Origin of the sequence: Dysgonomonas sp. Marseille-P4677 (assembly GCF_016652235.1) — a bacterium.
Lineage (GTDB): Bacteria > Bacteroidota > Bacteroidia > Bacteroidales > Dysgonomonadaceae > Dysgonomonas.
The window spans coordinates 1-10418 of sequence record NZ_JAEPKU010000147.1 but is presented as its reverse complement, the minus strand read 5'-3'; the positions used below and the strand labels follow the sequence as shown (position 1 = coordinate 10418).

The following is a 10418-nucleotide window of genomic DNA, read 5'->3' as shown; positions in this document are numbered from 1 at the left end:
ATATTTAACATATCAAATTAATAATTACATTTGTCTGCAATTTTCCAATTAACATACCATAATAACCAACTACACTTATGAAAACTATCAATTTTCTTTTTATGATTCTACTCAAAGCAATGGGAGTAATTATTATGCGATATTAGGTACTATAATTTTATATTTTTCAAAGTTGCACCAACAAATAATTCTCTGATATTAATTTTTTTTAAGATTATATAAATCTATTTTATTAATTATGAGTAAAATAAATCTTCTTCTGATCTATATAAGTTTTGTAACCTTTATCTCTTGCAGAAATAATATAGATGAACAACTATTATTGATTTATGATTTATCAAGTAGCAATAGAGAAAAAGCGTTGATATTAGTAGATTCTTTGCAAAATAATAACATTAAACTATCTGAACTTCAAAAAAACAGATTGACTGTTTACTCTACTTTGGTTAAAGACAAAAACTATAGAGACATCTCAAATGACCACCACATCTTTCAGGCAGCTGACTACTTCAAAGAAGAAGGTGATGATTTTCATTTAGGATTAGCATATATATATGCAGGACGTGTCTTGGATGCCCAAAATAACGAAGCTGAAGCCTATGAGTTTTTCCTGAGAGCAAAAAATATATTAAACAATACAGAATACAATAAATTGAAAGGCACATTATATTACTTTATGGCTAATCACTGTATGATGCAGAAATCTTATGACAAGGCACTGGAGAAATTTGATAATGCCCTCCATTGGTTAAAATTTGACAATGATACTGTCTATATGTATGATATTTACAAAAATATGGGGCGCTGCTTTGCATTTAAAGGTGATTCGGCAAAAGCAATAACTAACTACAACAAGTCTATTGATTTGGCAAAAGAATCAAATAGGAGAGACAAGGAGTATAAATCTTATCTTAATCTTGGGTTAGTGTATCATTTTTTTGAAGACTATTCACTTTCCGAAAAGAACTACAACTTAGCTTTACAAACGGCTAACACAATAAATGATTCATGCAATGTCTATCTTTCTATGGCTAATATACTGTTTGATTCTGGGAAGTTCAAGGATGCTGAAAAATATATTAAACTGGTTTCCGAGATGACAGATAATGTTCAGAATTTAGATAATAAAACACAGAACGAGCTATATCTAATAAAATCTCAGCATTTGGAAATAAAAGGAGACTTCAAATCTGCACTTGAAATGCATAAGAAATACTTCACGAATATAATCGATATCTATGAAAAAAATATTTCCGAAAAGTTGTTAGAGGTGGAAAAAAAATATGAGCTAAGTGAATTGCAAAATGAAAAGAATCTCTATATAATAAAAACTCGAAATTTTCAATGTATCGCTTTTGGAGCTATTATAATAGCCTTTGGGCTCTTTGTCATATGGCGAATCAGCGTAGTAAGAGGAAGAGATAAAATGTTAAACCTAACAAGCCAAATAGAAAAAATCCAAGCATATGCCTATACTATACAAACACAGGATGAAAACGAAAAGAATGAAACAATAGAGATCATGACTAAATATTTCAATATTCTGACTAAAACAGCCTTGTTAAAAGAACGTATAAAAGAAGATTCAAAGTTGACAGGAACGAAATTTCTTAATGAAGTAAATAAAATTGTTTATGGTGAAGGCTCGTTTAACTGGGATAATTTCATTGCGATAAAAAATAAACTTGATAATAATTGTTTTCATAAAATTAAGAAACTACACCCCGAATTAACTGATTCAGAATATAAAATTTCTTGTTTAGCTTATTGCAAACTTGATAATATTGCTATAGCTGTGATAATGGGGTTGTCCGAAAATACAGTAAAGGTGCGTAAACAGCAAATTCGAAGGAAATTAAATATCGAGGGGAAGTATAGTAGCTTCTATGAAGAGTTATGTAAGCTAATAAATAGTAGCCTTTAAAATACTACTTCTATGAAAAAATAGAAACGAAGATTTTTCTAACTAAAAACATTATATTTCGAGAGGATATCTTTTATAGAAAAAAGAATATATTAATATTATCTTATCACACATACTGAATTGCATATCAAATAAATACAAATCAAACTTATCATTAAAAAAGGATATAGCTAAGAATACTTCAAAATTTATATTTTTTATTTAGATATCTTTCCGTCATAATTTGGGAATATATCATATTTCTTATGGCAAAACAATCGTAATTCGATGAAGTAATTTTTGTTGTATTACATAAGTGTGAGCATTTATATTTACAAAAGAGCTAAAAAGTATCAACCAATTAACAAACGAATCTAAATGAGAAAGAAGTATTTAATTATTCTTTTGTTTTGTATATCATTTTATATAGGATATACGCATGCACAAAACACGACAAGTAGGCTGACAAGTAGAAAGATTGATAAAAATCAAACTCTACCAGATGAGAATTATAAGAATTTTCGTTTTACTTTCGGTGGTGGTTATGCCTATTGGTTAGGTGAAAATATGAAAACGGGAAATAAAGATTTGGATGATTTTTCATCTGAATTAAGAAACGGTTATAATCTGGATATTGAGGCTCAATATTTCTTTCATGAATATATAGGTATAGGTTTGAACGGGAATTTTGCCAAGCATAGCAATAATAAACTTGCAGAACTTAACATGAAAGAATCTGATAATATGTTTTTTTTAGGAGCAACTTGCAATTTCCGCTACGAAAATGGAAAATGGGGGTTTTATTCAGGCTTGGGAGTTGGCCCCATATTTTACTCAGGAGAGGGGGAGATTGATGGTCTTTATGGTAAAATGCAAAAAACAGTATTTGGACTTAGTTGTAGCATTTCTGGAGAGTACAGACTAAATCAAACACTTGGATTAGGCCTTAAACTATCTACAACTGCTGGCTCTTTTAAAATATCAGAAATAGATGATAGATTTAGCGTTTCAAATTTAATGTTAACAGGATTTATAAGCTTTAGAACAAAATGAAAAGACTACTATTTTTTTTATTACTTCTCTTTTCCATAAGCACATTTGCACAAGAGAATACACAGACAAATGAAATACTTGCTCAACCCAGTAAAGGTAAGTGTATGGTGTATATTGCCCGACGCGAAACTGCTGCGATGTTGGTGAAATTTAGTATGTATGACGGAGATATATTCTTAGGAAAGCTTGCTCATAAAAAATATATAGCTTATGAGTGCAATCCTGGGCAACATGTTTTTATAGCCAAAGGTGAAAATACGTTCTATGTTGATGCCAATCTGGAAGAGGGCAAGATATATGTTATGGATATGAAAGTCAAAATGGGAGTAATATCCGCACGAGTAAGTTTAGATCCTTTGGATAAATCACATAAAAAGTACGAAAAAGAAAAAAAGAAATTTTTAGAGTTTATAAATAAGAAAAAGGGAGAACTTCTTACTTTAGATGAAGAAATTGAAGATGATACAGATAATGAAGGAACTTTAGGGGAAGAAGGTTTAAGCAAAAGAATGTTGAAGTTTCAAGAAATGAAAGAAAAAGGGAAAAAAATCACCAAAATAACGCCTGAAATGTTTTTTGATTGAAAAGTATATCAATTTCATTAATAAATCAATTCTGACAAAAATTAGCATCAAGGAGAGTTCCACTTTTATCTTCTCTATAGGCTAATTAGTACAGATATAATTCAAGATTAAAACAATTAAAAGACTTTGTCTCGCAAAATGATGAAAGGAGTATCACTATTAATTATTCTTTCTTTTGTTATAGGCTTTGTTTATGGACAGGAAAACAAGAAGCACTATATTGGAGGACATTTTTCTTATGGAAGAGCAAATATTGATATCGAGAAATTTGAGATTAACCAACCTGTATATAAGGATTATAAAGCAAAGAATTATTATACCTTCTCAATCGATTATGCTTACCGAATATCAAAAAACACAGAATTTATTACTGGTTTATCGGCAAGCTTGATAAAATTAGACTTAACGAATACATATAGTGGATCTGATAGAGGGCCTTTTACATATGATGATTCTTTCGGAATTTTTTCTATTCCTATTGGTTTAAAATACTATTTCGGGAAATATTTCTTTGCTAATGGAGGCTTAAGTATTAATTATCATCCATCCAAAGGATATACTTGGGGACTTGGCGGATTTGCTGGTTTAGGAGCTTTATATACATTCAAATCAGGTTTATCCTTGTCTTTAGCCCCAGAGATTAAAATGCATATGGTTAGCATTGGCGGAAAAGAAAATTCAACAATGTCAGCCTTCAATGATAAAATATTGCAGTTAGGATTTAATATAGGTATCGGATATAGGTTTTAAAACAATCTAAAATATAAATAGATTGTTGAATAATAGCGGATTATTGGCTAAACGACTATGATTTTAAGTTTAAATCAACATATTTATCCTTTAGAATAGATATAACCTAAACTAACATAATAGAATGGACAATATGAACATATTACATATACTCTGGATTACTGATAATAAGGATACATTTTTTGAAATGATTACAATGTATGCTTGTAATTCTAAAAGACTTAACTGGTGGAAAAACGTAAATATAATCATTTGGGGAGCTTCTGTAAGACTGGCAGGAAATGATACTCAGGTGCAATCTGAAATTTTGGAAATGCTAAATCAAGGTATCACAGTTGAGGCTTGTAAAGACTGTTGTGACAATTTTGTAGTCACTGAAAAGCTCAAAAAACTGGGTGTAGTTGTGAGATATATGGGAGAACCATTAACAAAATACATAAAAAATAATGAAAAATTTTTATCTATTTGAGAAAGATTAACAAGAGAAATACTGTTATAGAATTTACTGATACGCATTAGCTATCGTATTGTATCTAATTTTCTTATATTATATACCTGTTTTGTAGAGAAAACATGCTCGTTTTGAGCATATTTTTATGCAAACCAAACTATAACATTAAAACATTATATATTATCACTATATGCACTTTCATAAAGAGATGCAATAGATAACAACTAAATCCAACCAAAAAATTTTCCTGCACCTAAACCACTATTTCACATAACACAAAAGGGGGTAGCTCGTACCGTACCCCCTCATTCGTTATTAGGTTATCAGTGCTTTATACCTCAACCGCATCAAACTCATCAATCAGAATTTGAAGTGTTGGATTAAGCTTTATCATTTTCTTTAAACTATCACTTTGATTATCAGTAGCATTTAATTGTTTTGGCTCATCTGTTACTTGCTGTTTTATTGCTTCTCTTGACTTTAATACCCTGTCAATCAAATAATCCCCCAAATCCCAACTTTCCTGCTTCTGTTCTTCCGTGCAATTCTTTTCCAGAAAGTCAGATACACTAATATCAAATCCCAATAGTCGGGCTTCATCCGCTTTTTTCTTCCATTTCTCAAAAGCTGAACCGTTTTCGGAAGTGTCGGGGTATAACTTGATTTTGCGTCCTATCAATGGCTTTAATCTCTCTATCGTCAGATTTTCCAAAGACCCCGTTGCTATAAACAAACAGTCCGAAATACATAAAGATGCGATAATTGCTGTCTTTTCACTTTCTACAATACAGATTATTTTATCCCTGTTTTCGTCCAATCCTATTAAATGCTCCCCGAAAAAGCAGGTTTTTAGAGCGAAGTTTTCAGGCAATAACTTCTTCCTTATCAGGATAGAATGCAACCAGTCAAAAACATAAGTAGTAGTATCCCGCAAGCGTCTTCCCGTTTCAGGATTGTATGCCATAAACTTGCCACTTCTTAATACACCGTTTATATCAATCAAAGGAAATATTACCATTCTGTTTTTTGCACTACCGACATAATAATTCCAGTTTACTTCATTCACTCTACTTTCTCCGAAAATACGATATAGATAGTCGTTTAAGCTGTTTTCTTTTTGCAATCTGGTTTTATTGGCATAGTCAAAGGGAATACAGTCTACAATATTTATTTGGCTTGTAATACTCTTACTGCTCCGTACCTGATAGTTTTTCTGCACTGTATTGCAGTAGCCGTTTGCAGAAATGCTTTTTAAATAATCATATGGATGTAAATGATGATTGCAATTTTCCAAGCGGTCACATTTTCCTACGTGGTCGGCTACATATTGGTTTGTCAGATTATCAATGTACCTTACAAAACTTCTTTTACCACATTTGGGACAAATATGCTTTGGCTTTCCATTTCTGTGTTTTTCCAGACTGTAGCGATATTTGAATTTCATAATTAATACAGATTAAATGTTCACGATGTTCATGCATTCAAGACGTGAACACCGTGAACGGTTGTGAACACTATCTTTTCAGGTATTTATTGACTGCTCCTAATGATATCCCCAACTCATTGGCAATCTCCCGCTGGCTTTTACCTCCTTCCGACAATTCTTTCACTTTGTCAATCAATGAACTTCGGTCTTTGTCATCAGGCTTTTTCAAATGTTCCGATTCACTACTGTATCCGATAGGCTTAAAATAGAGAAATGAATTTTCTTTAACTACTTCGCACACCATCACATTATCCTCATCAAAAGTAATTTCTGTGCTCCTGCATTTAAGTTGCTTGATATAGCGAAGGTTCACATCCTTTGCACTTCTGCCTATTGCGAAAACAGAATCCGTGAAATTTGCTTTCATTTTAGAGCCTTGAAGATCGTTTAATGAAATCTGACGGTACATATCTGTTTTTCGGGTATGTTCAAGTAATAGCATTGTCAGATTAAATTCTCTTTTCAAGTCAATTAGCCTATCCATCAATGGTTTTGCTACCTGTGCTTTATCCGTGTCGGCACTTACTAATTTTGTCATGTTGTCGATAACAACAAATGTTGCTTTTGTTTCAATGATAAGCATTCTCATACACTCGATAAACCAATCTTCATATGTGTAATCTTCTGGAATTTTAGGATAAATTGTCATATCTGCAATATGGAAGTTATCAGGAAATTCAAAAGGCTTTTCATAATTATCTGAATATCTGGCTTCAAATTGTTTGTCTGATAGCTCTAAGTCGATAACTAATACTATTTCACCGCTTTCACATACCTCAAGTGCAATTTGGATAGCTAAAATACTTTTTCCTGAACCTGTATCAGCATATAAAATAGTTACTTCTCCCCGATAAAGAACATTATGGAAGATGCCTATAGGTATTGGCATTAAATGCCCGTCCGCCATCCTTCTGTTACCATCTCTTAATCTGAAAAGCCCAATCGTTTTTTCATTCGGTTTATCTCCCGTCTGGTTATAGGATATATCATCTTTTAGTTCAGAAAATGTACCTTGTTCATGTTGTTCATGTTCACGAAATTCACTATCTTTATTAAAGGTTTCGGGGGCTGCTTTTGCAGCTTCTTCTTTTTCCATTATCTGCGTCCCCCGTTTTTACGTCCTGCCAACTCCAAAGCTAAATCAGCATCAACAACAATTTTACGCCCGATTTGTCGGATTGCCCCGCTAATCTTTCCGCTTGCCTTGATTCGGTTTGCAGTCGGTATACTGCAATTAAATAGCCGTGCTATTCCCGCAATTCCATAAACATACTTTCGTTCTTCTTTTTGAGTTTCGATAACTTTAGTCGGTAGTTTGTCACTCAATACCTCGACTAATTGTCCCACTGTGAGCATAGCAACAGGCGTGTTAAAATCTACTTCTTGGTTCATTTATTTTTTATAAATAAGATTTAATGATAAAGCATGCATGCTTATTTATTTTTATAGCTATGAAACAAAAGTAGATTGTCGGTTGAGTATAAAAAATACCTTGTCATACCTAAAAAGGTATAGCAAGGTATGCTATAGATAGATTGTGAAAGTTTGCTTATTTGAAGCTGACTTTGTCTATGACGTTTTTCAGCTCATCATAATATTCACTTCTTTCATTTGCTTTATTATTGTACAAATTCAGCCTCATCGGTTTTCCTTCATCATCCTGAAAATATTTCTCAATAAGGAGTTTGTCTTGCAGTTTATCTGTATGCACCCCTAATAATTTTAATAAGTCAATAAGAGATGCTTTATTACATTGTTTATTTCTGGTCGATATTTTTGTCCATACGATAGGACGCATTATATTTCCTTGAGAATTAAATAAAGTATGGAAATTATCTATGCTTGTGTCGGGACTTATATACCTTTGTTCAATTAGGAATTTGAATAGCATTTCAATGTTGATATTAGATTTTAACGATAAACTAAACTTATCAGGAGTAATAGCTTTATTCAAATTAGAGAAAAAATTATAATTGACTTTTCTGTTTATACTTTCAGGGTTGAGGCAAAACATATTAATATGTTTATTGATATGTAAAAGAAAGCCATTAACGTCTTCCCATGCAGAATATAGAATTCTTTCAAGCGGATATACCATAGCTTCCCTCTCTTTTAAAGACGGAAAAAGTTTTTGGCAAATATCATACATGTCTATTATATAGCCGACATTATATTGAAATGCTGCCAGTTTATTCTTTTCAATAGGTTTGTATAAAAAGGGAAAATAATGTTTAAAACCGTCCAAAATATTACATATATATGTTTCTTGATATTGAGGATTCATTCCATACAAATTAGCTCTTATTTCGTCTGATGCGGAATCTTTTATTGCCGATCCATCAAAAGCTATGTATTGGTTTATAGGACTGTTTATATCACCCGAATCGCCATAATAATTTTCTAAGACTTCATGATAAGCGAATACTGTCCTTTTATCTATAACTTCTTTGATATTCATATTCATGGCTGAACTTGTATATGATTCTGTATCAATACAATATATTTCATCTTTTTTCTTGATATAGTTATTTTGACATAAATAGTTGAGGATGGAGGTTAAACTGTTAACATAGAACTTAAACCTATTTATATAAGATTCTTCAAGCATGTTTTTTGTGATATTTAGGATTAAAGCATCAAAAATAATCACATGCTATCAGTATTTGAAGTAAACAAAAAAATACTTTTCGTTTTTTTCGAAAACTTTTTTATTTCAGCTTTTTTAAGAGTTCAGCTAATTGCTCTTTATCCAGCTCTTTTAATTTTTCCAATATCTTGTCGGTTTCGTCCGATTCCTTTTTATCCCAAAGTTTCATAGCTTCTCTTTTGTCATCATCAGCTACAGCAATATAGGGCTTCATTGATTTGTAGTCACTATGTCCAGACCAAGACATAACAACCTGTGCAGGGATTCCCATAGCAAGAGCATTACAAATAAATGTTCTTCTTCCCGCATGAGTTCCCAACAGTTCATACTTCGGGAAAACCTCATCAATTCTGGCATTACCCTTATAAAAAGTTTCCCTAATTGGTTCGTTTATTCCTGCAAATTCTCCCAATTCTTTCAGATAATTATTCATTTTCTGATTGCTGATTACAGGTAGGGCTTTGTTATTTTCAAAATGGATATTTTTGTATTTATCTAATATTGCACGGCTGTAATTGTTTAATTCGATAGTAAGACTATCGGCTGTTTTTATAGTTGTTACTTCAATATGATTATTTTTAACGTCACTTTTTTTCAAATTATATACATCTGAATAACGCAACCCTGTGTAACATTGAAATAAAAACACATCTCGCACCCGTTCCAAATATTTTTTTGTTTCAGGTATTTGATATTCTCTAAGTTGGTTTAATTCGCTCCATGTAAGAAAAATAACCTTCTTTTGTGTCATTTTCAGTTTAGGCTTAAATGTTTCAAAAGCTCTATTTTGATTATATTCCTTTTCCATGCCCCAACGAAGGAACCATCTTAGAAAATCCAGCTGGTTATCGATTGTACTGTTCCTCATTCCTTTTTTATTACGGAGAAAATTTACATATTCAGTCAATTTTGATTCATCCCAATCATTAAACTCAACGCCTTTATCAAAGCTTAACAAGTGGTTTTTTACAGATGAAAATTTTTCATAAGTTGATACAGTCCAATCATTCTTAGCTCCCCGTTCTTTTACAAACTCATCGAACATCTTATAGAATGGGAATTTTTGTTTTTCTACCTCCCGTTCTTTTTGTTTATTATTGAAAGCTTCCTTTATCTGATCTGGTGTAGGCATTATTTCTTTCAACTCATACTCCTTGAATATATCATGAATTTGAGTTTCATATTTATTCAATTTACTGTTTATGTCGGATGCACTTTGTTTTAACTTATTTGTACATCCATTTTTGACCCGTTGTTTGTCAGCATCCCATTTATCCACATCAATCCGATAGCCCGTTGTAAACTCTATACGCTTACTCATGTAAATGACACGCATACGGACAGGAACATTCTCAACAATAGGTACACCATCTTTTTTTCTGCTTTCAAGCGTAAAGATTATATTTCTCTTGATATTCATAAAAAATGAGCTTAAATTATACACCCAAATTTACACCCATTTTATTGAATATACAATGATATCTTGATATATTTTTCTTATATTTATATTCGTAATAAACTGTTATATAGCAATATATTAATAC

Annotated in this window: 9 protein-coding genes and 1 pseudogene; 5 read left to right on the top strand and 5 right to left on the bottom strand. The window is 31.7% G+C overall.

What is annotated here, in order from left to right; genetic code table 11:
- Window positions 1–238: 238 nt before the first annotated feature.
- From JGH11_RS17330 to JGH11_RS17310, 5 genes are all read left to right on the top strand, one after another.
- Complete coding sequence (locus JGH11_RS17330; RefSeq protein ID WP_201113904.1) at window positions 239–1924, top strand: tetratricopeptide repeat protein; 1686 nt, start codon at window positions 239–241, stop codon at window positions 1922–1924.
- A 357-nt stretch (window positions 1925–2281) separates the two neighbouring features.
- Window positions 2282–2956 carry an outer membrane beta-barrel protein gene (locus tag JGH11_RS17325; protein WP_201113903.1) on the top strand — a complete coding sequence of 225 codons (675 nt, stop codon included), beginning with the start codon at window positions 2282–2284 and terminating at the stop codon, window positions 2954–2956.
- Window positions 2953–3540 carry a hypothetical protein gene (locus JGH11_RS17320; RefSeq protein WP_201113902.1) on the top strand — a complete coding sequence of 196 codons (588 nt, stop codon included), beginning with the start codon at window positions 2953–2955 and terminating at the stop codon, window positions 3538–3540. The genes JGH11_RS17325 and JGH11_RS17320 overlap by 4 nt, the downstream gene beginning before the upstream one ends.
- 138 nt (window positions 3541–3678) lie before the next feature.
- On the top strand, window positions 3679–4290 hold the full coding sequence (locus tag JGH11_RS17315) for a hypothetical protein (RefSeq protein ID WP_201113901.1): 612 nt from the start codon (window positions 3679–3681) through the stop codon (window positions 4288–4290).
- A gap of 133 nt (window positions 4291–4423) precedes the next feature.
- Window positions 4424–4759, top strand: a complete 336-nt coding sequence (locus JGH11_RS17310) for a DsrE family protein (RefSeq protein ID WP_236264108.1) — start codon at window positions 4424–4426, stop codon at window positions 4757–4759.
- Window positions 4760–5072: 313 nt separating this feature from the next.
- Here the strand turns inward: JGH11_RS17310 and JGH11_RS17305 are convergent, their stop codons facing one another.
- The 5 genes and pseudogenes from JGH11_RS17305 to JGH11_RS17285 form a co-directional block, all read right to left on the bottom strand.
- On the bottom strand, window positions 5073–6185 hold the full coding sequence (locus JGH11_RS17305) for a DUF6371 domain-containing protein (protein ID WP_201113899.1): 1113 nt from the start codon (window positions 6183–6185) through the stop codon (window positions 5073–5075).
- 70 nt (window positions 6186–6255) lie between these two features.
- Window positions 6256–7323, bottom strand: coding sequence for an AAA family ATPase (locus JGH11_RS17300; protein WP_201113905.1), 1068 nt, complete (start codon window positions 7321–7323; stop codon window positions 6256–6258).
- A complete protein-coding gene (locus JGH11_RS17295) occupies window positions 7323–7619 on the bottom strand; it encodes a DUF3853 family protein (RefSeq protein ID WP_201113897.1) in 297 nt (98 codons plus the stop codon). The genes JGH11_RS17300 and JGH11_RS17295 overlap by 1 nt, the downstream gene beginning before the upstream one ends.
- A gap of 157 nt (window positions 7620–7776) precedes the next feature.
- Window positions 7777–8835 carry a hypothetical protein gene (locus tag JGH11_RS17290; RefSeq protein ID WP_236264100.1) on the bottom strand — a complete coding sequence of 353 codons (1059 nt, stop codon included), beginning with the start codon at window positions 8833–8835 and terminating at the stop codon, window positions 7777–7779.
- 190 nt (window positions 8836–9025) lie between these two features.
- A pseudogene (locus tag JGH11_RS17285) lies at window positions 9026–10294 on the bottom strand (tyrosine-type recombinase/integrase); the annotation flags it as partial.
- Window positions 10295–10418 lie beyond the last annotated feature (124 nt).

Excerpts from the sequence above, each read along its gene's own strand:
- JGH11_RS17325 (WP_201113903.1), top strand. The coding sequence starts at position 2,282 with ATGAGAAAGAAGTATTTAATTATTCTTTTGTTTTGTATATCATTTTAT.
- JGH11_RS17310 (WP_236264108.1), top strand. The coding sequence starts at position 4,424 with ATGAACATATTACATATACTCTGGATTACTGATAATAAGGATACATTT.
- JGH11_RS17315 (WP_201113901.1), top strand. The coding sequence starts at position 3,679 with ATGATGAAAGGAGTATCACTATTAATTATTCTTTCTTTTGTTATAGGC.
- JGH11_RS17320 (WP_201113902.1), top strand. The coding sequence starts at position 2,953 with ATGAAAAGACTACTATTTTTTTTATTACTTCTCTTTTCCATAAGCACA.
- JGH11_RS17330 (WP_201113904.1), top strand. The coding sequence starts at position 239 with ATGAGTAAAATAAATCTTCTTCTGATCTATATAAGTTTTGTAACCTTT.
- JGH11_RS17305 (WP_201113899.1), bottom strand. The coding sequence starts at position 6,185 with ATGAAATTCAAATATCGCTACAGTCTGGAAAAACACAGAAATGGAAAG.
- JGH11_RS17300 (WP_201113905.1), bottom strand. The coding sequence starts at position 7,323 with ATGGAAAAAGAAGAAGCTGCAAAAGCAGCCCCCGAAACCTTTAATAAA.
- JGH11_RS17295 (WP_201113897.1), bottom strand. The coding sequence starts at position 7,619 with ATGAACCAAGAAGTAGATTTTAACACGCCTGTTGCTATGCTCACAGTG.
- JGH11_RS17290 (WP_236264100.1), bottom strand. The coding sequence starts at position 8,835 with ATGCTTGAAGAATCTTATATAAATAGGTTTAAGTTCTATGTTAACAGT.